18 protein-coding genes are annotated in these 22547 nt (G+C 71.6%); 9 read left to right on the top strand and 9 right to left on the bottom strand.

Annotation, left to right across the window (positions count from 1 at the left end; genetic code table 11):
* Positions 1-337: 337 nt before the first annotated feature.
* On the bottom strand, positions 338-3016 hold the full coding sequence (locus ACIA5D_RS06500) for an RICIN domain-containing protein (protein ID WP_396028829.1): 2679 nt from the start codon (positions 3014-3016) through the stop codon (positions 338-340).
* Positions 3017-3576: 560 nt separating this feature from the next.
* On the opposite strand from ACIA5D_RS06500, the gene ACIA5D_RS06495 reads away from it, so the two are divergent.
* The 5 genes from ACIA5D_RS06495 to ACIA5D_RS06475 all read left to right on the top strand — a co-directional run bounded on the left by ACIA5D_RS06495 (position 3577) and on the right by ACIA5D_RS06475 (position 10298).
* Positions 3577-4707 carry a LacI family DNA-binding transcriptional regulator gene (locus ACIA5D_RS06495; protein ID WP_396028828.1) on the top strand — a complete coding sequence of 377 codons (1131 nt, stop codon included), beginning with the start codon at positions 3577-3579 and terminating at the stop codon, positions 4705-4707.
* A gap of 172 nt (positions 4708-4879) precedes the next feature.
* Positions 4880-6256 carry an extracellular solute-binding protein gene (locus tag ACIA5D_RS06490; protein ID WP_396028827.1) on the top strand — a complete coding sequence of 459 codons (1377 nt, stop codon included), beginning with the start codon at positions 4880-4882 and terminating at the stop codon, positions 6254-6256.
* A 66-nt stretch (positions 6257-6322) separates the two neighbouring features.
* Complete coding sequence (locus ACIA5D_RS06485) at positions 6323-7210, top strand: carbohydrate ABC transporter permease (protein ID WP_396028826.1); 888 nt, start codon at positions 6323-6325, stop codon at positions 7208-7210.
* Entirely contained in the window at positions 7207-8136 is a 930-nt protein-coding gene (locus tag ACIA5D_RS06480; protein ID WP_396028825.1) for a carbohydrate ABC transporter permease, read from the top strand. Before ACIA5D_RS06485 ends, ACIA5D_RS06480 begins: the two co-directional genes overlap by 4 nt.
* A 29-nt stretch (positions 8137-8165) precedes the next feature.
* On the top strand, positions 8166-10298 hold the full coding sequence (locus ACIA5D_RS06475) for a beta-galactosidase (RefSeq protein ID WP_396028824.1): 2133 nt from the start codon (positions 8166-8168) through the stop codon (positions 10296-10298).
* A 64-nt stretch (positions 10299-10362) separates the two neighbouring features.
* On the opposite strand, the gene ACIA5D_RS06470 is transcribed toward ACIA5D_RS06475, so the two are convergent.
* The gene (locus ACIA5D_RS06470) at positions 10363-11535 is read right to left on the bottom strand and encodes an ISAs1 family transposase (RefSeq protein WP_396028823.1); all 1173 of its coding nucleotides are present in this window, start codon (positions 11533-11535) and stop codon (positions 10363-10365) included.
* Positions 11536-11829: 294 nt separating this feature from the next.
* Here ACIA5D_RS06470 and ACIA5D_RS06465 point away from each other — a divergent pair, with 294 nt between their 5' ends.
* Positions 11830-12417 carry a hypothetical protein gene (locus ACIA5D_RS06465; protein ID WP_396028822.1) on the top strand — a complete coding sequence of 196 codons (588 nt, stop codon included), beginning with the start codon at positions 11830-11832 and terminating at the stop codon, positions 12415-12417.
* Here ACIA5D_RS06465 and ACIA5D_RS06460 read toward each other — a convergent pair.
* On the bottom strand, positions 12391-12870 hold the full coding sequence (locus ACIA5D_RS06460) for a hypothetical protein (RefSeq protein WP_396028821.1): 480 nt from the start codon (positions 12868-12870) through the stop codon (positions 12391-12393). The genes ACIA5D_RS06465 and ACIA5D_RS06460 overlap by 27 nt on opposite strands.
* Positions 12871-13016: 146 nt before the next feature.
* Between ACIA5D_RS06460 and ACIA5D_RS06455 the strand changes: the two genes are divergently transcribed.
* Entirely contained in the window at positions 13017-14519 is a 1503-nt protein-coding gene (locus ACIA5D_RS06455) for a SpoIIE family protein phosphatase (RefSeq protein ID WP_396028820.1), read from the top strand.
* Between the two features lie 3 nt (positions 14520-14522).
* Here the strand turns inward: ACIA5D_RS06455 and ACIA5D_RS06450 are convergent, their stop codons facing one another.
* The 4 genes from ACIA5D_RS06450 to ACIA5D_RS06435 are packed head-to-tail and all read right to left on the bottom strand — an operon-like array spanning position 14523 to position 19968.
* Entirely contained in the window at positions 14523-14879 is a 357-nt protein-coding gene (locus ACIA5D_RS06450) for a response regulator (RefSeq protein WP_396028819.1), read from the bottom strand.
* Entirely contained in the window at positions 14876-16762 is a 1887-nt protein-coding gene (locus ACIA5D_RS06445; RefSeq protein ID WP_396028818.1) for an ATP-binding protein, read from the bottom strand. Before ACIA5D_RS06445 ends, ACIA5D_RS06450 begins: the two co-directional genes overlap by 4 nt.
* A gap of 10 nt (positions 16763-16772) precedes the next feature.
* The gene (locus tag ACIA5D_RS06440; protein WP_396028817.1) at positions 16773-17249 is read right to left on the bottom strand and encodes a histidine kinase dimerization/phospho-acceptor domain-containing protein; all 477 of its coding nucleotides are present in this window, start codon (positions 17247-17249) and stop codon (positions 16773-16775) included.
* A gap of 55 nt (positions 17250-17304) precedes the next feature.
* Positions 17305-19968 carry a LuxR C-terminal-related transcriptional regulator gene (locus ACIA5D_RS06435; RefSeq protein ID WP_396028816.1) on the bottom strand — a complete coding sequence of 888 codons (2664 nt, stop codon included), beginning with the start codon at positions 19966-19968 and terminating at the stop codon, positions 17305-17307.
* A gap of 99 nt (positions 19969-20067) precedes the next feature.
* On the opposite strand from ACIA5D_RS06435, the gene ACIA5D_RS06430 reads away from it, so the two are divergent.
* Together ACIA5D_RS06430 and ACIA5D_RS06425 are read left to right on the top strand one after the other, a co-directional pair.
* Positions 20068-20421 carry a VOC family protein gene (locus ACIA5D_RS06430; RefSeq protein WP_396028815.1) on the top strand — a complete coding sequence of 118 codons (354 nt, stop codon included), beginning with the start codon at positions 20068-20070 and terminating at the stop codon, positions 20419-20421.
* A complete protein-coding gene (locus ACIA5D_RS06425; RefSeq protein ID WP_396028814.1) occupies positions 20418-21020 on the top strand; it encodes a glyoxalase in 603 nt (200 codons plus the stop codon). The genes ACIA5D_RS06430 and ACIA5D_RS06425 overlap by 4 nt, the downstream gene beginning before the upstream one ends.
* On the opposite strand, the gene ACIA5D_RS06420 is transcribed toward ACIA5D_RS06425, so the two are convergent.
* Positions 21007-21453, bottom strand: a complete 447-nt coding sequence (locus tag ACIA5D_RS06420) for a DUF6069 family protein (RefSeq protein WP_396028813.1) — start codon at positions 21451-21453, stop codon at positions 21007-21009. The two genes, ACIA5D_RS06425 and ACIA5D_RS06420, sit on opposite strands and share 14 nt — an antisense overlap.
* Entirely contained in the window at positions 21450-22469 is a 1020-nt protein-coding gene (locus ACIA5D_RS06415) for an RNA polymerase subunit sigma-70 (protein WP_396028812.1), read from the bottom strand. Before ACIA5D_RS06415 ends, ACIA5D_RS06420 begins: the two co-directional genes overlap by 4 nt.
* Positions 22470-22547 lie beyond the last annotated feature (78 nt).

Here is a 22547-nt window from a genome sequence, read left to right as displayed (position 1 = left end):
CTCGTTGTCTTGTGCACCGGCTCGACCGTGCCTGAGACCGCTGGTGGGCTGCCCGCAGCACTCGCCGATCTGCCTGATCCACGGGCCCGGCGAGGTGTCCGGCATCGACTGCCGGTCGTGGCGCTGACAAGCGCCTACCGCTCGCGAGCGAGGCGGTTCGATGCGTTCACTGCGGTGGCCTGCCGGCCCGTACCGATGGGAGCGGAGACAAGGTGCTCGGTGGTGGTCGCTTGCCGACGTTCGGAGTTGACATCTCGCCGCTGCCCCTGGCCGCAGGGTCGAGCGGCCAGGGGCAGCGGTCGACGCGGCGGCGGCAGGCGAGAACCGGGTCGTCCGGTCAGGCGGGTACGAACTGCCACTGCTGGTTGGTCCCGCCGTTGGCGGTCCACTGCACGACCTGCGCCCCGTCGCTGGTCGACGCGCCGTAGACGTCGGCTGCGAGTCCGCTTTCGTGGCTGACGATGGTGTAGTAGCCGTCACCGGTGGGCCGCAGGTACCACATCTGGTTGGTGCCGCCATTGGCCGACCACTGCTGCAGTTGCAGGCCCGCCGTGCTGCTGCCGCCATTGACGTCGAGCATCTTTCCGGAGGCCGTGTAGCGCACGGTGTAGGCGTCCTGGGCGGTGCTGATCGTCCACGTGGGGGTGCCGCTCTGCTGGATTGTCTTTGCCCCGTCGGCGGTGGAGTTGCCGGAGATGGCCAAGGGCTTGCCGCTGTTGCGGTTGACGATGCGGTAGGTGCCCGGGGCGGGTCCGGTACCGCCGCCTCCGCCGCCGCTGAGGGTGATGTATTCGACCGCGTCGGTGAAGACGGTGCTGCCGGACTTCGCGGTCGACAGTTGCAGGTACACGCGGCTGCCGGTGGCGGGGGTGGTGAAGGTCACCGGCTGGGTGACCCGGGAGCCGAGCGGGATGGTCAGGGTGGTGTTTCCGGACGCGACGACCGTGCCGGTCGGGTTGTCGAGCCGGGCGGTCCAGGTGAGGCCGACCGAGGTGTCGGCGAGGTCGTCGTTGAAGACGGTGATGTTGCGGGTGACCGTGGCGTTGTGGGCGTAGCTGGGTACGGCCTGCGGCAGTGGGAAGGTGCCGTTGGAGTCTGAGGCGCCGGAGGCCGACCAGTATGGCAGGTCGACCGCGGCCACCGGGTTGAACGCCGCCTGCACGCGCTGGATCTGCGGGTTGCTCCAAGGGTCGGGCAGGTTGTCCGCGCCGTAGATGGGGTGACCGCCCTCCTCCGGGGTGAAGTCGGTGGTCCGCACTCCGGGCACGACGCTGGTCCAGGCGGACAGCAGCGTGTACGGGCGCAGGTCGGTGGCGTTCTTGCCGCGCTTGGCAAGGGTTGCCGTGGCGAACCACTCGAAGCCCTGCTTGTTGTTGCAGGCCGGCCAGATGAACTCGCCCTCGCCGTCGGGCCGCCCATTCGCGGTGACCACGCCCTCCCCGTACCTGCCGAAGCCGTCGATGTAATGCGAGATCACCGCGAAGTTGGCGTACGTCATCCCGGGATAACTGTTGACATTCGCGCCGACGCCCAGCTCGGCGATGATCGGCCGGGTGCCGTCGGCGCCGTTCATCGCCGCGTACAGGTCCTTCTCGAACTGTTCGGAATCCTGGCCGCTCTGGTTCGGCTCGTTGTTTTGACTCCAGCGGATGACTGCGGGGTGGTTGCGGTCGCGCAGGACCAGCGCACGGGCGTGGTTGACCATGTTGTCGTGCCCGGCGATCCAATCCTGCCCGGACTGGGAGCCGCGAATCGCGACCTCGTCGATGATCATCAGGCCCATCTCGTCGGCGACATCCAACATGTACGGGCTCGCGGGCTCCTGGTGGACGCGCACCGCGTTGTAGTTGAGGCGCTGGTAGTTGTCCACCGCCTGCGGCCAGCCGCCGTTGCCCGCCGACGGCGGCAGGAACCCGGGCAGCGTGTCGTACGCGTCGCCCTTGCCGCCGCTGTTGATCTGGTCGTAGTCGGCACCCTGGAGGTTGTCGCCGCGGAAGTTCACGCGCACGCCGTTGAGGAAGTAGTAGTCGCCGTTCTGGGTGGCCTCCCGGAACCCGAACCGGTACGTGGCGTCGCTGGTGTGCCCGTCATCGGTGACGGCATGCACCGTCAGCCCGTGCAGCTGCGCCCGGTACCCCGACCGGTACGGCACGTTGGGCCACCAGTACGAGGTGCTGTCGAGGTTCCACGCGGCCGGCCCGACGGTCACGGTCGCGGTCGAGTGGGCCGCCACGGTGACCGTACGGCTGGGCAGTTCCGGGTAGCTGAAAGCCGTTCCGTTGGTGGACGACAGCGACCCGGTCAACGTCACCGACCGGGAACTGCCCGACGTGTTCCGCACCGACACGTCGTAGCTCAACGTCTTGTTCGCCACCGACGTACGCACGAATGTGTCGCTGACGTACACCGCCGGGTACACCCGCAGGAACGCCGAACGGAAGATCCCCTGGGGGACCGCCGCGGACCACTCGGCGGCGTCGGGCACCAGGTAACGGCCGTTGGATGCCTTCAACGCACCACGGCCCTTCACGTCGACGCTGATCGTGTGGGTGCTACCGGGGGCCGCGTATGCGCTGATGTCGAAGTTCGACGGGGTGAAGGCCGTCGTCTGGGTGGCGACCACGCGGCCGTCGACCGAGAGTGTCGCCTGGTGATTGACCGCCCCGAACTCGATCCACGTCGACTGCGGCTGACCCGAGTCCGGCACGGTGATGCTGCGCGAGTACACCGCCTCGTTCACGTCGGTGAAGCCCTGCTTGTACCAGCCACCCCCGGGTACCGCGATCGAGGTCGCCCCGCGGCCCGCGGGTGTGAAGCTCCACGTGCCGCTGAGGTCGACCGAGGTGATCGCGGCGTTACCGGCCGCACCGGCGGCCGCTACGGTTTTGGTGGCGACCGGCGCGGCCAGGGCCGGCCCGTGGATCGCCAGCGTCAGGCCGCCGAGGACCACGGCTGCGGCCAGCCCTCCAGCCGCTGTCGGCAACCACCCGCGCCGGCGGACCTTCGAACGATGCATGCCAACCTCCCGTGACTCATCCGCCAGCTCCGCAACACCGGTTCAGGGCACAGCATCCAGGCCGATATTCGAACCGATTCGACATATCTGCCGGCGTCGCCGACCACCCGGAAGGGTGGCTACGGCCCGGATACATAGATATGAATTAATGGACGTATCGAGCGTGAAGTCAAGGTTTCAAGACGGTTACTTCCGGGTCCTGACGCTTCGCAGGCTTCGAGTGGCCGCCGATGAGTACGACCCGTCCGGCGTGCCAGGCATCGCGCTCGGGCATTCCGTGTCGCCGGCCCACCGACGTGGCGCCGATCGAGCAGCGAACCGATTCACCTCTGCGGCGCCCGGCCGCGTGACACGTCGAAGGCGTGGACAGCACTGCGATCTTCGACGAAGTCGGCGGGCGGCCCGGCCCGACCTGTTCGGTTCGAAACTGGGGTTGGGAGTTGGTGAGGAACGTGCTTCGCCAGCGTTACGGCGGGTTACGTGCTCTTGACAGCGAGCGTCTGATTGCGTAGACATGACAGCGCAGTCATACAGTACGGTGGCCGGCGATGGGAGGTGCCGTGACGCGACTGGCGAGGCCGGGTGGAAGCCCTCCGACGCCGCGCAGTGTGGACGTCGCGCGGCTGGCCGGCGTCTCCCAGAAGACGGTGTCCAGAGTCCTCAACGACGAGCCGTATGTCTCGGCCGACGTGCGCCGGCGGGTCCTGGACGCCGCCGAGGAGCTCGGCTACCGGCGCAACCAGGCGGCCCGGGCGCTGGCCTCCGGGCGGACCCGGTCGATCGGCGTGGTGACGCTCGGCAGCGCCTTGTACGGGCCGGCGTCGCTGCTCATGGCCATCGAGCGGGCGGTCCGGGAGGTGGGCTACACGCTGCGGGTGGCCGACACGATCGAGGGCGACCCGGGCGGCATCGCGGGCGCCCTGGCGTCGCTGCTGGACCAGGGCGTGGACGGCGTCGTCATCTCCGAGCCGATCGACGAGGGTGTCGGCCTCATCAGCGTCGACGTGCCGGTCCTGGTCCTCGGCGCGCCGCCCACCTTCGCCGCGCCGCAGGTGGTGACCGCCAGGGTCGGCGCGGGCCTGCTCGCGCGGGCCGCGACCGAGCACCTGCTGGAGTTGGGGCACGCGACCGTCCATCACCTGGCCGGCCCGCAGCGGTGGTATTCGGCACGGGACCGTGTCGCCGGCTGGCGCGAGGCGCTGCGAGCCCACGGCGCGGACGAGCCGCCGGTCATCGAGGGCGACTGGTCGGCCGCGTCCGGCTACGCGGCGGGCCGGGAACTGGCCGGCGACGGCACCGTGACCGCGGTGTTCGCCGCGAACGACGACATGGCGATCGGTTTCATCCGCGCGCAGCTCGAGGCCGGGCGCCGGGTGCCCGAGGACATCAGCGTCGTCGGGTTCGACGACATCCCGGTCGCCGCCTACGGCACTCCCCCGCTCACCACCGTGCGGCAGCCGTTCGACGAGGTCGCGCGGCAGGGCCTCGCGCGGCTGGTACACGTCATCGAGAAGCCGGACGTCGAGCTTCCACCGGCGGCCGATCAACCGGTCGAGCTCGTCGTCCGCGCCTCGACGGCGCCGCCACCGCCCCGGCCGATCCCGGGACGTGGCCGCCGAGCGATCCCCCATGCCCACGGTGGCCCGCACGGTCAGCCCGCCGGCAGCGAAGTCTCATCCACCCAGCCCTGATCAGCGTCGATCTGTCCACCTACGGCGGCACGTCACCCGAGGCCCGCACCGGCCGTCGCTGACGAGCGGCGATGGCACTGGCGCGGACGCGCACCTCTCTCGATACCCCCTGTCCTCAGCACGCCGTTGCCCGGCGCGCCGGTACCCCCTGCCCTTTTGATGGGAGTTCACCATGGCCACATCGTCCCCACAGTTCCCGATAAGCCGCCGAACCTTGCTCGCCTCGGCCGGAGCGGTGTCGTTAAGTGCCGCGCTGGCCGCGTGCGGCGACGACGGCAAGGGCGGCGGTACCTCCGCCGCCGCGGCGGTGAGCCAGGCCGACATCGACAAGGCGATGTCGACCGCGACCGAGCTGACGTTCTGGACCTGGGTTCCGGACATCGCGCAAGAGGTGGCGCTGTTCGAGAAGAAGTACCCGGCCGTCAAGGTCAAGGTGGTCAACGCCGGTCAGGGCGGCCCGGAGTACACCAAGCTGCGCACGGTGTTGCAGGCCGGCACCGGTGCTCCCGACGTGGCGCAGATCGAGTTCCAGTACATCCCGACCTTCACCATCACCGACAGCCTGCTGGACCTGCGCCCGTACGGCGCGGCGGCGCTGAAGGACAAGTTCGTCGACTGGACGTGGACGCAGGTCAGCGGGCCCAACGGCGAGGTCTGGGCGATCCCGCAGGACACCGGTCCGATGGGCATGCTGTACCGCAAGGACATCTTCGACCAGTACGGCATCCAGGTCCCGAAGACCTGGGACGAGTTCGCTGCCGCGGCCCGCAAGCTCCATGCCGCCAACCCGGAGGTCTACCTGACCAACTTCTCGTCGAGTCAGCCCGCCGCGTGGCACGGGCTGCTGTGGCAGGCGGGCGGCAAGCCCTACGTGCTGTCCGGCAAGAGCAACATTGCCATCCACGTCAACGACGCGCCGTCCAAGAAGCTCGCCGCGTACTGGGGCGGGCTGGCCAAGGAGGGCGTCGTCGGGATCGAGCCGGACTTCACCGATCCGTGGTTTGCCGCGCTCAACAGCGGCAAGTACGCCACCTGGCTCACCGCGGCCTGGGGACCGGTCTTCCTCTCCGGCTCGGCGAAGTCCACCTCGGGCAAGTGGCGCGCTGCCCCGCTGCCGCAGTGGGACGCGTCCAAGCCGCAGTCGGGCAACTGGGGCGGTTCGACGAGCGCGGTCATCAAGTCGACCAAGAACGCGATCGCGGCGGCGGTGTTCGCCCAGTTCCTCAATACCGACCCGGACAGCGCCAAGCTGTTCGCCACCAAGCAGTTCTTCTTCCCGGCGACGAAGGCGGTGCTCGCCGACCCCGCCTACGTCGGTGACACCCCCGCCTTCTACGGCGGCCAGAAGGTCAACGAGCTCTTCGCCGGGATCAGCAGCACCGTCAACACCACGTTCCAGTGGCCGCCGTTCCTCGACCGGGTGGAGGCGGACTTCAACGAGACCGTCGGCAAGTCCCTCACCGACAAGACCGACGCCGTCACCGCGCTCGACCAGTGGCAGACCCGGATCACCACCTTCGCCAAGGGCCAGGGCTTCACCGTCCAGTAGCAGCCGGCGGGTTCCGCGGCCGGCGCCGGCCGCGGGACCCGGCACCCTCGACCGAAAGGCCCGACGATGAGTGTCATCACCGCACGGTCTTCCCGGCGCACGGCCGGGCCGCTGTTCGTCGCCCCGTTCCTGCTGCTGTTCGTGCTGCTCTTCCTCGCCCCGCTCGGCTACGCCGCCTACCTGAGCCTCTTCGAGCACAAGCTCATCGGGGGCACGACGTTCGTCGGGCTGGACAACTACGTCACCGCCGTCAAGGACCCGCTGCTGATCCACAGCGTGCTGCGGGTCGCGACCTTCTTCCTGATCCAGGTGCCGGTGATGCTGGTCCTGGCGCTGCTCTTCGCGCTCGCGCTGGACAGCGGCCTAGTGCGGCTGGCGCGCGTGGTCCGGCTGGGCATCTTCGTGCCCTACGCCGTACCGAGTGTGGTCGCCTCGCTCATGTGGGGCTACCTCTACGGGCCGGACTACGGCCCGTTCGCCCAGCTGAGCAAGGCGTTGCACGTGCCGGTCCCGCACTTCCTCAGCAGCGGCTGGATGCTCGGCAGCCTGGCGAACATCGTGACGTGGGAGTTCGTCGGGTACAACATGATCATTCTCTACGCCGCACTGCGCGCCATACCGCACGAGCTCTACGAGGCGGCGGCGGTCGACGGCGCCGGCGCGTGGCGGATCGCCTGGTCCATCAAGCTTCCCGCGCTGCGGCCGGCGCTCATGCTCACCCTGGTGTTCTCGGTCATCGGCAGCTTCCAGCTGTTCAACGAGCCGAACCTGCTGCAGCGCCTCGCCCCCGCGGTCATCGACAGTGCCTACACCGCCAACCTCTACGCCTACTCCCTCGCCTTCATCAGCCAGCAGATCAACTATGCGGCCGCGGTGTCCTTCCTCCTCGGGCTGGTCATCGTGATCGTCTCCTACGCCGTCCTGCTCACCGCGAACCGCAGGAGGGCCTCATGACCACCACCGCTCCGGCCGCTCCGACCGCCGCGGCGACCGGCCGGGCACGCACCGCCACGCGGCGCCGGTCGCCGGCCAGGCGGCGCAGCACCCCGCTGACCATCGCCATGCTCGCCGCCCTGGCGTACTTCCTGCTGCCGCTGTTCTGGTTGGCGGTGGCCTCGACGAAGAGCACGCAGGACCTGTTCGGCACGTTCGGTCTGTGGTTCTCCCGGTCACCGCAACTGCTGTCGAACATCCGGGCGACGCTGACCCACGACCACGGGGTCTTCCTGCACTGGATGCTCAACACCGTGCTGTACGCGGTCGTCAGCGCGGTCGGGGCGGCGCTGCTGGCGGCCGCCGCCGGGTACGGGTTCGCCAAGTTCCGGTTCCGCGGCGACCGCGCCGGATTCAACCTGGTGCTCGGCGCCATCATGGTGCCGACCACCGCCCTGGCGATACCGACGTACCTGCTGTTCGCGAAGGTCGGCCTGGTCAACACGCCCTGGGCCGTGATCCTGCCCTCGCTGGTCAGCCCCTTCGGCCTGTACCTCATGCGCGTCTATGCGCAGGACGCCGTCCCGGACAGTCTCATCGAGGCCGCCCGCATCGACGGTGCCGGCGAGGCCCAGATCTTCTTCCGGATCGCCCTGCGGCTGCTGGCTCCCGGGCTGGTGACCGTGGTGCTCTTCACCCTCGTCACGACCTGGAACAACTACTTCCTCCCGCTCATCATGCTCAGCGACCCCAGGCTGTACCCGATCACCGTCGGCCTCTCCTCCTGGGCCTCCCAGACCGCAGGGGGCGGATCCGGCGCGAACAGCGAGACGGTCGTGCTCGTGGTGACCGGGTCCATGCTCTCGATCGTCCCGCTCGTCGTGGCCTTCCTGCTGCTGCAGCGGTACTGGCAGAGCGGGCTGGCCACCGGCAGCGTCAAGCAATGACCGACCGCTCCACCTCGGAGGTTCCCCCCATGGCGGTGCTCCCCGCCCGCGTCCTTTTCGGCGCCGCGTACTACGTCGAGTACCAGCCCTACGAACGGCTCAAGGCCGACCTCGACCTGATGGTCGACGCCCGCTTCACCGTCATCCGGGTCGGCGAGTCGGTCTGGTCGACCTGGGAACCGGAGAACGGACGGTTCAACCTCGAGTGGCTCCAGCCGGTGCTCGACGGCGCACACGAACGCGGCATCTCCGTCATCCTCGGCACGCCCACCTACGCCGTGCCGCCGTGGCTCGCCCGGCAGTACCCGGAGATCGCCGGTGAGCGGGCCACCGGGCAGCGCATCGGATGGGGCGCGCGGCAGGAGGTCGACTTCACCCACCCGGGCTTCCGGTTCCACGCCGAGCGGGTCATCCGGCAGATCGTCGGCCGGTACGCCGGCCACCCCGCGGTCATCGGGTTCCAGGTGGACAACGAGCCCGGCAACGAACTGCTGCACAACCACGGCGTCTTCCAGCGATTCATGGACCACCTGCGCACCACCTACGGCGACGTCGAGACCCTCAACCGCGAATGGGGCCTGGTCTACTGGTCGCACCGCCTCTCCACTTGGGCGGACCTGTGGACCCCGGACGGCAACGCCCAGCCCCAGTACGACGTCGCCTGGCGGGCGTTCCAGGCCCGCCAGACGACCGAGTTCATCGGCTGGCAGGCCGGCATCGTCCGGGAGTACGCGCGCGGCGACCAGTTCGTCACCACGTGCATCTCCTACGGCCGGCCCGCGGTGCACGACGACGAGCTGACCGAACGCCTCGACGTCGCCGCCGGCAACCCGTACTACGTCATGCAGGATGCCCTGGCGCTGCCGGACCGCGACCACGACGACGAACAGCACTGGAAGACCGCCGGGGTGTGGGCGCTGTACCAGACCGCGGACCGGATGTTCTCGTCGCGCCAGGCGCCGTTCCTGGTCACCGAGACCAACGCCATGTCCATCGGCACGCCGTGGGACAACCGGCCGGCGTACGACGGCCAGTGGCGGCAGGCGGCCTGGGCGCTCGTCGCGCGCGGGGCGCAGATGATCGAGTACTGGCACTGGCACACGCTGCACTTCGGCACGGAGACCTACTGGGGCGGGATCCTTCCGCACAGCGGCCGGCCGGGCCGCACGTACGCGGAGCTGTCCCGCCTCGGCGCGGAACTGGACGCCGCCGGCCCGCTCGTCGCCGCCCTCGAACCCGACGCCGACATCACGATGGTCTACTCGATGCCGAGCAAGTGGCTCATGCAGAAGTACCCGCCGCTGTCGGCCGCGGACGGTGGACCGGACGCCGCGGCGTACCACGGCATCTTCGATCCCTTCTATCGCGGCGCATTCGACGCCGGCCTGCAGGTGCGCATCGTCCACGCCGGGCAGTTGCACGACCCGAGCGGTGAGCGGGCCGCCCCAGCGCCGGAGTCGGCCGCGCGACGGCATCCGGTCCTGGTCGTCGCGGCGCTGTACGTCGCCGACGACGCGACGCTCGACTGGCTCGCCGCCTACGCGGCCGCCGGCGGCCACCTCGTGCTCGGCCCGCGGACCGGCTACGCCGACCACGAGGCCCGCGCGCGACACGAGCCGGCGCCCGGACGGCTCGTCGAGGCCGCCGGAGTCCGCTACGAGGAGTTCAGCAACCTGGTGCGCGACGTCCCGGTCCGTGCCGCCCCGGGCGGGCCGCTCGACCTGCCGGAGCGGGCGACGGCGACGCGCTGGGCCGACGGCCTCACCGTCGTGGACACCGATGTGCTCGTCGAATACCACCATCCGCACTTCGGCCGCTGGCCGGCGATCACCACCCGCCGCCACGGCGCGGGCCGGGTCACCTGCGTCGGCACGGTACCCGGACGCGACCTCGCCCAAGCCCTCGCCGCATGGCTCGCGCCGGTGCCGACCGGCGGATGGCGCCGCCTCCCGACCTCCGTCACGGCCACCACCGCCACCTCCCCGGACGGGCGCCGGGTCCACGTCGTGCACAACTGGAGCTGGGAACCCGTCGCGGTCGAGGCGCCGGTGCCGCTGACCGACGCCCTGACCGGTGCCGCGGTCGCGCCGGGCACGGCGGTGTACCTCGGCGCGTGGGACGTACGCGTCTTCGCATCGGCCGGAACCGAAGCCTCCGGCTGACCCGCCGCGGGTGAATCGCGGATCAACCGCGATCGCCCGCCGGCCCAGGGCCCCAGCAAAGTCGTCAGATGATGCCGAGTAGTGCCAACGGGCGCGTGCTGTCGCGGGCGTGATGCCGGTTGGCTGCGGCGATGTTGGTGATGCCCGCGGTGCGGAGTGCTCCGATGGCGGCGTTGCGGAGGGTGGCCATGACTTGTGGTCCGGTGCCGGTGCGGATTTGGGATCGGTCTTCGTCGTAGGTGACGTCACGGACCCAGTGGATGGCGTTCTCGATCGACCAGTGGCCACGGATCCAGGCGGCCAACTGTGCGGGTTTGGCCTGGTGAACGCGCAGGTCGGTGATGGCGTAGACGGTTTCGGTGGTGAAGCGTTTAGGCTCGTCGAGTCGGCGTCTGCGCCGGCGGATCTGCAGGGCCTGGGCCGCGTGCGGGAACGCGATGCCGGTGGAGACGGTCAGGATCTTCAGGGTGCGGATTTCGCGGCGGCCGTGACCGCGGTCGTCGTGGCGGGTGGCTTGCGGAACGCGGCGCCAGGGCAGAGCGGCAAGCTGTTTATGCAGGTTGGGCTGGTTGCCTTTGACGGTCAGGATCCAGTGCGCGCCGCGTTCGGCGAGGTAGGTGACGTGGTCGCGCTGGCAGTGCAACGCGTCGACGGTGATCACCGTGTCGCGCAGGTCGCCGATCTGGTCGAGCAACGGTTCGAAGCGGGTGATCTCATTGGTCTTGCCGTTGACGTCGGTGCTGGCCAGCACGACGCCGGTGTCCTGATCGCAGGCGGCCAGGACGTGCCGGGCCGTGGTGTCGGTGGTGCGCGATCCACGCAGGGATTTGCCGTCGACAGCGATCGCCCGCCGGTTCGCCGATGTGCCGGCGGTGGGAGTTCGGCCGGCGAGCCAGACGCCGATCGCTGCGCTGAGCAGGTCCGGATCGAGGGCTTGCAGCAGGCGGCGGATCATCGCTTCGGAAGGCCGCCGATCAGGTGCGATGCCCACGGCCAGGACAGTCGAGTCCGGAACGTCGGCGACCCACTCGGCGATCGCGGTGTAGGAGCGGTAGCCGGCTACGACGGCGCAGACCGCTGCGGTCACGACGACCGTCAGCGGATGCCGCACGCCTCGCCGGGCTCGCGGATCGGGCAGAGCGGCGAGTGCCGCGGGCAGCCCACCGGCGGTTTCCGGCACGGTCAGAGCCGGTGCGCAGGACAAGGACGAGATCAGCGATGATGGCAGTGCGGGCATGACTCACTTCGGATAGATCACCGTGGCGTAGGAACCTTGATGATCTTCTGAAACGGTCATGCCCGTCTTGCTGCCACCAGCTGCGGCGCTTCTACCCCGAGCCACACAAGTCGGACACCATCACGACTTTGCCGGAGCCCTGGTCTTCCACCCGGTCCTGCGGGGTCGAGAACCTCTCCCGCATCTCAGCCCAGCAGCGACTGCTGAGAGTCTCGACCCCGTCGATTCCCCGGCGTCGCACCGGCTGGGCATGAGAACGTCGGATGACAGGCGCGGAAGCCGGGGGAGGATCCGATGATCGTGGTGCCGGCCGGCAGCACCCTCACGCTGCGGTCTCCCGGCGAGCCCGACCTGGCCCTGATCGTGCTGGCCGAGGTGCGGGCCGACTTCGTGGCCGGGCTTCCCCCGATCCCGGTGCTCGGCCTCGGCGAGTCCGTCACCCGGCGGACCGGCATCGTCGAGCTGGCCACCAGCGCCGGGGTGACCTGGATCGAGGCCGAGCTGCGCGGGGGCCGGCTCACCATCGCCGGCGACCTGACCACCGACGTGGTTCAGCGGCGTGAGGCAGCACGCCGGCCCGGCACGTACGCGGCGACCGGCACCGCCCAGGTCGACTCCGAGCCGGGCCGTCGCCTGGTGCCGGTGAGCGGGCGCGTCGAGGATGTCTCCACGGGCGGCCTGCTCCTGCGCGCCACCGCCACCGGCAGCCCGCACCTCCCCGCCGGCATCGTGCGCACGCTCTTGCACGTCAGCATGCCCTGGGGCGACATGACCGCGGCCGTCGCGACCGTCGACCAGATCGCCGACCAGCTGCGCGGCGCCTACGAGTGGATCGACCCGGTCGACTCGGACGCGCTACGGGAGTTCTGCGCGTCCCGCTGAGTCCGGTGGCCGCACGAGAATGCCGCGCTCCAGCTCGACCGACAGGGCGCGACGCATCGCGGTGAGCACGTCGTCGGCCGGGAACCGGCAGCGGGCGGTGAGCTCGGCGTCGGCCAGCGCCGCGGCCCGGGACTCGGCCGGCGCCGCCCGTATCGCGGCGCCGAACCACGCCGCCAGATCGGCCAGGTCGTCCGGCGCCGGCGGCGGATGCTCCGCCGGGCCGGGGGGCGGCTCGTGATTGCTGGCGTACAGGCAGGGCGGAAGCCGGACCCGCGACGGATGGACGCACTCGGGGAGGCCGGTCGTCACGTTGGTGCGGTACCCGGCGGTGGGGTCGTAGCGGGACGCCGGCCCGGGGCGATCCAGGACGTCGAACTCCCCGACCTCCAGAGTCTTCGCAGGACATGCCGGGCAGGTGTCGAGCCGCCACCGGTCACCGTGGCCCAGATCCATGGCGGCATGGTATGCACGCGCGAACGTGACGGAGTCCTTTTTCATCCTCTCGTGCGACGTCTTTCATCCTCTCGTGCGACGTCGCACGACCCGCGCCGCACACGGTGTGCGAGGGCCGACGCCGGAGCGCACCTACCGTCCGAGCGATGGCGACCGTGCTTGTTGTCGATGACGACGCTCCCAGCAGAGAGTTCATGCGAACCCTGCTGCGCTACCGCGGGCACGAGGTCGAGCAGGCGTCCGACGGGGACAGTGCCCTGGCGATGGCGGCGCTGCGCCCACCGGACGTGGTGATCACCGACGTCCTGATGCCGGGCCTGGACGGCTATGCGCTGGCCCGCGCGCTGCGCGGCGAGCCCGCGACCCGGCACATCCCCATCGTCTTCAGCACCGCGCACTACGGCGCGCAGGAGATCGAGCCGCTGGCACACGCCTGCGGGGTGCACGACGTGATTCTCAAGCCGGCGCAGCCGTCGACGGTGCTGGCGACGATCGACTCCCTGCTCGTCGTGGAACAGGTGTCCGTCTCCCCGCTCGAGCAGATGGCCGAGACCCAGCGGCTGACCGGCGCCGGCACGTGGGAGCTCGACCCGGCGACCGACACGATCCTCGTCTCGCCCGGGCTGCGCGACGCCCTCGGGTTGCCGTCGGCGCGGCTGCCCGTGCGGCAGTTGCTGCGGCGTGTGCATCCGGAGGACGCCACCCGCATCGCGAGCATGGCCGAGCGAACTTGGCTGGCCGGCTCACCGGCCGCGGCGGAGCTGCGGGTCGTGGACGCGAACGGCGCGATCCACGAGTTGGTCGTGTCGTGCCGGGCCGCGAGCGGGTCCGGGTTGTGGGGTGTGGCGCAGGACGTCACGCGGATCCGTACGCAGGCGCGGACCGCCGCACAGACGCAGGTGGACTGGCTGGCGGTCCGCCGGACCATCGACGCGTTCCACAGCGCGGTGCTGACAGCGGCCCTGCCGTCGGTCGCGGGCGTGGGGCTGGCGGCGGTCTACCTGCCCGCGCCGGAGCGGCTGGACATCGGTTCCGCCTGGTACGACGCGCAGGCGGTCGGCGGCGATCGGTTGCTGTTGTCGGTCGGCAAGGTCGCCGGCCACGACCGGCACCCGGCCGCGGTCATGGGGCAGGCGCTCGCCGTGCTGCGGGCCTACGCCCACGACGACCCCGATCCGGTCGCCGTGTTGACCCGGCTCAACCGATTCCTGACCGGCACCGGCCGCGACGACACGTTCGTCACCGCGGTCGTGGCGCTGTACGACCCGCGGGCGGGCCATCTGCGGTTCGCCAACGGCGGGCATCCGGCGCCGGTGGTGGTCACGCAGGACGGCGACAGCGTGGCGGCGATCCTGGTGAAGGCCTCGGGCCCGGCGCTGGGCGTGCTCCCGGACGCCGTGTTCGCCCAGCGTGACCTCGACCTGCCGCCGGGCTCGGCGTTCTGCGCCTACACCGACGGCCTGACCGATCGGCACGACGACCCGTCCTCGGCCGACGGGCGGCGTCTGCTGCGGGTCGCCGCGCAGGCGTTCGGCCGGACCGACCCGGACCAGCCGCCGGCGGATTTCCTGGCCGAGAACATCGTCCGGGACATGCTCGCCGGCGCGGCCCCGGACGACGACGTGTGCGTGGCCGTCCTGCACACCTGAGAGCTACTGCAGGGAAGCGTCGACGGCCCCCAGCAGGTCGGCTATCTCGTACGGCTTGACCAGGAAGAACCTTGCGCCGTTCGCGAGGGTGCGCCGCTGGACGGCGGGGTCGACGTCGCCGCTGATGACGATCACCGGGATGTCCCGGGCCCGGAGCTCGGCGAGGACCCGCTCCCCGCCGATGTCGGGCAGGTCGAGGTCGAGCAGCACGAGGTCGGGAAGCTGCCGCTCGGCCCGGTCCAGGCCGGTACGCCCGTCCGGGGCGGACGCGAACGCCACGCCGGGCCGCGCCCGCAGGACCCGTTCCACGAGCATCGTGTTTGTCGGGTTGTCCTCGATGTAGAGCACGGTCGCGGTCATCCGCGGGACCCCACGGCGGCCCGGCTGTCCAGCACGGATCGAACCTTCTCGGTGAGCGCCGCCGCCGTGAACGGCTTGTCGAGGAAAGCCGCCGAAAGGTCGTCGGTCAGCACGCCGCGGGTGTACGCCGACGTGAAGATCACCGGCAACCCCGGCCGGAGCGCGGTGAGCCGATCGGCCAGCTCCTGCCCGTTCATGCCCGGCATGATCACGTCGGTGAGCAGCAGGTCGATGCCGGCGTGGGCACGGGCCACCTCCAGGGCGTTCTCCCCGTCGACGCCGACCAGCACCTGGTAGCCCGCGGTGGTCAGGATCCGCTCGCTGAGCCGGCGGACGGCGGGATCGTCCTCGACGAGCAGGATCGTCCCGGTGCCGGCGGTGAGCCTTTGCGGCGCGGCGGGCTCGCCGACCGCCTCGGCGGGCACCTCGGCGGCGGGCAGGAAGACCTCGAAGGTGGCGCCCTCCCCCGGCCGCGAGGCGAGCCGCACCTGCCCGCCGGCCCGGGTCACGATGCCGTACACCGTCGACAGCCCCAGGCCGGTGCCCCCGCCCGGGCCCTTCGTCGTGAAGAACGGCTCGAACACCCGGTCGGCGACCTCGGCCGTCATGCCGCAACCCGTGTCGGTGACGGTGATCAGCACCTGGTCACCGGTCTCGCCATCGACCCGGTCGGTGGCGATGGCCAGGGTCCCGCCGTCCGGCATCGCGTCCCGGGCGTTGATCGCCAGGTTCACCAGCACCTGCTCGAGCTGGCCGGGGTCGACGCGCACCGGGGTCGGTCCGGCGGCGGAGGTGACGATCAGGTCGACGTCCTCCCGGATCAGCCGCCGCAGCAGGACCTCGACGCCGGCGACGAGCTCGGCGACGTCGACCACCTGCGGCCGGGCGGTCTGGGCCCGGGAGAACGTCAGCAGCTGACGGGTGAGCGCGCTCGCCCGCGACGACGCGTCGCGGATCATGACCAGGTCGGAGACGGTCGCCTCGTCGGCCTCGGCGATCAGCAGCGCGGCGTACCCGTCGATGACGGTGAGCAGGTTGTTGAAGTCGTGCGCGAGCCCGCCCGCGAGCTGGCCCACCGCCTCGAGCTTCTGCGCCTGGTGCAGCTGCGCCTCGATGCTCTTCTGCTCGGTCACGTCGGCGACCATCGCCAGCGCGCCGACCGGATCGCCGGCGTCGCCGACCCGCGCGGTCAGCGCGATCCGCGCCCACACCGCCCGGCCGCTCTGTGCCTGCATCCCGACCTCGATGCGGGTCGCCCCGCTGGCGCCCACCTCGCTCAGCGCCTGCACGGCGGCGGGCCGGTCGGCGGCGACGACGAGCTCCAGCACCGGCGTCCCCGGCAGATCGGGCGCCGGGCGGCCCACCATCCCGGCGAACCGCTCGTTGGCGTACCCGATCCGCCCGTCGCCGTCGAGGACCACGACGCCCTCGCTGGTGGTCTCCACGATCTCGCGGAAGCGCTCCTCGCTGGCGCGCAGGGTCGCCTCCGCCGCCTGCCGCAGCCTCAGATCCTCGAACACCGCCGCGCCGCGTACGAGCGCCGGGAACCGCCCGCGCAACGTCCAGTACCAGACCGCCAGCAACGCCGTCACGGTGTCCCATCCGGCGGCCTGGAAGTCCATGCCGAAAGCCATCCGCATGGCCATTCCGGCGTGCATGTCGCCGCCGAAGTACGGCATCAGAAGGTGCACCGTGTGCGAGCCGTGGTGCACCGCACAGCTGAAGAAGATCGACGCGGTCGCCAGGCCGAGCGGGTTGTTCCGCCATTGGCGCGAACGCCACAGCCCCCGCCCGATCGCGAACGAGATCGCCAGGTACGCGGCCAGGATCACCGCGTTCGCCAGCGCCGTCAGCTGCCACCAGGTGTCTGTCCAACCGTCCACGGGCCCGCCTTCACGGCAATAGGTTGATGCGTGCGAGGAGTTGTTCCGCGCTGGTCCGCACGAGCCGCAGCTGGTGCTCCTGCTCGTCGTTCAGGGGGCCGGGCAGGCGCATCAGCAGGGTCTCGGTGAATCCGAGGACGGCATTCAGCGGCGTACGCAGGTCGTGCGCGAGACGGTCGGCCTGCGCCACCCACGATGTCGTGGCAACGCCGACCTTGGCGCCCGCGGCGTCGACGATCGGGGCGGCCCGGAAGCAGACCCGGACCCGCGTGCCGTCGCGGCGGATCCGCTCGCCGGCGCCGGCCTCGCCGGCGGGGCACCCGGGCGGGTAGAGCCGATCGGCCCGCTGCCCGATCATCTCCGCGGCGGGGTAGCCGTACAGCTGCTCGGCCGCCCGGTTCCAGAGCACGACCGTGCCGTCGAGCGTCTCCCCCACGATCGCCTCACCCACGGACTGCACGATCATGCCGGGCAGGTCAACGGACACGTTTCCGGACTCTAGCCACCAGCGACGGGCGTGTATGTCGCCGAAAGAGTGACGCTCAGGTCTTGGTGGCGGTCGCCAGGACGAGAGTCCGAGCCCGCTGAAAGGGGCAGCCGGCGGCCTCGAACGCGGGGGCGGTCGCGAGGAGGCGTTCCTGGTCGCCGTCGAGCAGCGCGGCGGCCCGGTCGACGATCGCCTCGGCGACGGGGTTTCCGGCGACGATCGGCCGGGCGGCGGCGAGATGACCGGCAGCGTCGGGGTGGCCGGCCAGGACGGCGGCCTCGGCCCGCAGGGCGACGTGCCAATGCTGCAGGATCCCGGGGAGCCACGCGCCGTCGAGCACCTTCAGGGCGAGCTCGGCCTGTCCCCGGTGAAGCAGGCCGATGCCCTCGAAGGCGGGGGCGTACCCGGCCCGTTCCTGCGGCCCGGCGCCCAGCTGGTCGAGGACGCCCAGCCACTCGGCGCGGGCCGCGTCGTCGCCGCGCAGGTCGTGGATCATCGCGACCGCGGCGGCCGCCGGGCCGAAGCTGCGGGCCGGCGGGCGGCCCTCCCGGGTCCAGGCGTCGAGGAACCGGCCGCTGACATCGATCACGTCGGTGGCGTGCCCGGCGAGGGCGTCGGCCATGAGCAGCTGCGCCGTGGCGACATGCCCGGCCTCGGCCAGCGGCGGCAGGTCGTGCAACCGCCGGCCCCATCGCCGGGCCGCCCGCAGGTCGCCGGCGCCGATGCCGGTCGCGGTGGCGATCTGGAGCGCGTCGATCAGCTCGTCGGCGGTGCCCGGAGACAGCGGCACGGAGTCGAACAGCTCGACGCGGCGGCGCGCGGTGGCTGCGGCGGCGAAGGTGTCGCCCGCCCGGCGCTGGGCCCCGGTCAGCGCGAAGAGGGCGGCGGCCTCCGCCACGGGGTCGCCGAGCCGGCGGGCCAGCTCCACCGCCCGCTCCGCGAGCGCGCTCAGATCGGGCGGCGGTGAGGTCTGCTCGACGAAGATCGCGTAGCCCGCGGCGGCGCAGTCGGCGAGCGCCACCGCCGCCAGGGCGCCGGCGTCGTCTCCGGCGAGCTCGCGCGCCCGGGCGAGCAACGCGATCGGCTCCTCGCGCGGCGGCAGGTGGGTGAAGGTGCCGGCCTTGCGGAAGTACGTGGCGCTCGCCATCGCCAGGTCACGGGCCGGATGCGCGGCAGCGTCCGCGGCGGCCCGCCAGAGGCGGTAGGCGTCGTCGCCGCGCATCCGGCAGGCGGCCACGTTCGCGGCCGACCGCAGCGCGGAAGCGGCCGCCGCCGGCGCGTCGGCGAGAGCGGCGAGGGTGGCGGCCTGCTCGTAGCGCTGCTGCGATTCGCCGATCAGGTTGCGGGCGAAGGCCAGGCCGGCCAGCGTCAGGGCAAGGCCGTGGTCGGGAGTCGAGCTCAGGGCGGCCCGGAAGTCGTCGGCCACCGCGTCGAACCGGGCCCGCCAGTCGCCGCCGCCGGGCGACGGGTCCCCGGCCAGCACAGCGGCGGTCTCCCGGCTCCAGCCCAGGTGCCGGGCGCGGGTGGCCGCCAACTCGCCGGCCGCGGCGAGCTGTTCGGTCCCGTACTGGCGGATGGTCTCCAGCGCCCGGTATCGGGTGCCGCCGGCCGTCGCGGCCACGCTCAGCAGGCTCTGGCCGGCGAGCCGGGCCAGCCCGTCGGCGACCCGGTCCGGTTCGAGGGGGTCGAACCCGGCCACCTGCGCGGCGGCGCCGGCGGTGAAGGGCGAGACGAAGACCGAGACCCTTCGCAGCAGGCACAGGTCGGGGCCGGCGAGCAGGGCCTGACTCCAGTCCAGCATCGCCCGCACCGAGCGGTGCCGGTCGTCGGCCCGGTATCCGCCGACCAGCAGCCGCAGGTGGTCGGAGAGGCCCGCGACCAGCCCGTCGAGCCCGAGCGTGGGCAGCCGCGCCGCCGCGAGCTCGATCGCCAGCGCCACCCCGTCGAGCTTGCGGCACACGTCGGCGACCTGGTCGAGCTGCTCGTCCTCGACGGTCCAGCCCACCGCCCTGGCCCGATCCACGAACAGCCCGACGGCGTCGTGCTCGAGGGACAGCGGCGGAACCGGGTAGACCCACTCGAAGGGCACCATGAGCCGGGCCCGGCTGGTGATCAGCACGCTCACCTGCGGGCAGCGCGCCAGCAGCCGCTCGACGAACGGCGCCACCCCGTCGGCCACGTGCTCGCAGTTGTCGAGCACCAGCAACGCGCGCCGGTCGGCCACGGCGGTCAGCACCGAGTCGTCGAGGTCGCGGCCCGGCTGCTCGCCGAGGCCGAGCTCGGCCGCGACCGCGGACCCGGCCATCGCCGGGTCGGTGACCGGCACGAGGTCGACGAACCACACGCCGTCGGCGAAGTCGCCGGCCAGGTCGGCCGCCACGGCCAGCGCCAGCCGGGTCTTGCCCACACCGCCCGGTCCGACGGCGGTGACCGCCCGGTTCGCGGTGACGGCGTCGCGCAGCGCCTCGCGTTCCCGGGCGCGGCCGATGAACGGGTTGACGGGCGACGGGAGCCGGGCCGGCGCCGCGGCGGCCGGGGCGAGCTCGGCCAGCGCCCGGCGATCCACCGCGCCGAGCTTGCGCAGCAGGGACGAGACGTGGCTCTCGACGGTGCGCACCGAGATGAACAGCCGCGCGCCGATCTCGGCGTTGCTGAGGTGCTCCCCCACCAGCGCCAGGATCTCGGCCTCACGAGCCGAGATCTCCGCCTGCTTCGTCACCTGCCCATCCTGCCGTACGGCTCCGTGGCCGGGATCGGTGGTGCGCTCCGTGCTCACCACGGATGCGGCCGGGGGCCCGCCGACGGGAGACTCATCGCCATGAACGACGGCATCAAGACCATCATCGTCCCGGTACGGGACCTGGATGCCGCCCGGGCGCTCTACGAGACGGTTCTGGGCGTCGCGCCGTACGCCGACGAGCCCTACTATGTCGGCTTCCGGGTCGGCGACCAGGAGATCGGCCTGGACCCGAACGGCCACAACCACGGGATGACCGGTCCGGTCGGCTACTGCCACGTCGGCGACGTGGCCGCGAGCCTGAGCCGGGCCGTCGACGCGGGCTGGCGAACCCGCCAGGGCGTCAAGGACGTGGGCGCGGGGCAGCTGGCGGCCGTCGTGGAAGACCCCAACGGCAACATTCTCGGATTCCTCGAACGTAAGGACCTGTCATGACCTCCATCGACCACATCACCCTCGAGGTGGCCGACCCCTCGGCCGCCGAGCGCTTCTACATCGAGGCCCTCGGCCTGGACGCCCACGTCCGCCTGCGGGCCTCGGAGGCGCCGACGACCGGCTTCCGCGGATTCACGCTCTCGCTCGTCGTGTCCCAGCCGTCGGCCGTCAACGCCCTCATGGACGCCGCCCTCGCGGCCGGCGGCACGACGCTGAAGCCCGCCGCGAAGTCGCTGTGGGGCTACGGCGGCGGCGTCCAGGGCCCGGACGGGACGGTCGTGACGTTCGCGTCCTCGTCGAAGAAGGACACCGGCCCGGCCACCCGGCAGATCGACGATGTCGTGCTGCAGCTGGGCGTCGCGGACGTGGCGGCGAGCAAGCGCTTCTACGTCGAGCGCGGCCTCCCGGTCGGCAAGAGCTTCGGGAGCAAGTACGTCGAGTTCGCCCTTCCCGCCCGTACGGTGAAGCTTGCTCTTCTGAAGCGCCGCGCGCTCGCCAAGGCCGCCGGCGTCGCGCCGGACGGCGAGGGATCGCACCGGCTCGCCATCGGCGGTGACGCCGGGCCGGTCACCGACCCCGACGGGTTCACGTGGGAGTGAGGGTCCGGTTACGGAGGCTCCGCGCAAGGGTGGGGATCATCACCGCCGCCGCGACGAGATGGAGCCCGATGAGGGCGGTGGCGGTGGCGGTGTTCGCCCCGGAGAGGAAGGGCGGGACCAACGAGATCGCGGTCAGCGCCACCGCCGTCCACACGAATCGGACGGCGGGGCGGGCGCTCCAGCGAAGAAGAGCGACCGCGATGACGATGCCCACGACCGAGAAGAAGCCCGTCACCACGGCGAACCCGGGCAACGGGATCGTCTCGCCACCATCGGGGATCTCGAAGTCGACGCCGACGGCATGGGCGAGCGCAGCGGCGAGGGTGGTGGCCACCATCGCTGCGAGCGCGGCAACCAGGCCGATGCCGGCAAGCCCACGGAGCCGGTGGGTGCGGCTGGTCCGGTCCGACGCCGGGCCTGCGACGACGTTCATTTCGTTCCTCCGCTGTTCGGCACTGTGCCGTCGGCCGGCAGGCGCTCCGGCAGCCCGAGCCGCGGGAACCGGTCGGCGTGGAACGTGACGATCTCGGTGACCGCCCCGCCGGTGATGCGCAGGACGTCGATCGTCAGCGGCAGGTACGCGCCCTCCCGCTCCCGCCAGTGGTAGAAGGCGATGGCGGGCTGCCGGTTCACGGCGGTGGGGACGGCGCGCAGGCCCGTCATGCCCTCGAAGCCCTCCTCGACCCAGTTGTTCACCACCGTGTCGCGGCCGACGTACAGGCCCGGCGTGGGCGGCATCGAGCAGCGGACGTCGTCCCGCAGCATCGCGGCGAGCGCCGGGACGTCCGTGGCCACGCTGGCGTCGGTGAAGCGGCGCACCAGCTCGCGCGTCCCGGCGTCCTCCTCGCCGCCGGTCCAGTCCTGCCGCTCGGCGGGCAGGTGCTCCCGCATGCCGGCGCGGGCCCGCTGCAGCGCGCTGTTCACGGAGTTGACGGAGTCCCCGAGGAGCTCCGCGACGTCCTTCGCCGGCCAGCCCAGCACGTCCCGCAGGATCAGCACGGCCCGCGGGCGCGGCGCGAGGTGCTGGACGGCGACCAGGTACGCCAGCTCGATCGTCTCCCGCGCGACGGCGACGGTCTCCGGCTCGTCCGACGTGAACGCGGGCAGCTCGTCGAGCAGCCGGTCCGGATAGGGCTGCAGCCACAGCACCTCGCCGCCGGTCGCGGGCTCCGGGCGGCTTTTGGCGAGCAGATCCAGGCAGGCGTTGGTGGCGATCCGGTACAGCCAGGCCCGGAACGTCGATCGCCCCTCGAAGGTCTCCCGCCGCCGCCAGGCACGCAGGAACGTCTCCTGCACGGTGTCCTCGGCGTCCTCGAACGACCCGAGCATCCGGTAGCAGTGCACGTGCAGCTCCCGCCGGTGCCGCTCCGCCAGCCCGGCGAACGCCGGCTCGTCGACCTCGCCCAGACCGCTCACGCCCAGTTCCTCCAGCCGTGTGTCCGCACTCATTGCGTCATCCTTCCGTCTCTTCGTGTTCCGACGTAGGTATGACGGGCGCGGGCGCGACAACTCATCACCCGGGGGCTC

It is taken from the genome of Actinoplanes sp. NPDC051513 (assembly GCF_044454685.1).
Lineage (GTDB): Bacteria > Actinomycetota > Actinomycetes > Mycobacteriales > Micromonosporaceae > Actinoplanes.
This window is presented reverse-complemented; position numbering and strand designations above follow the sequence as displayed.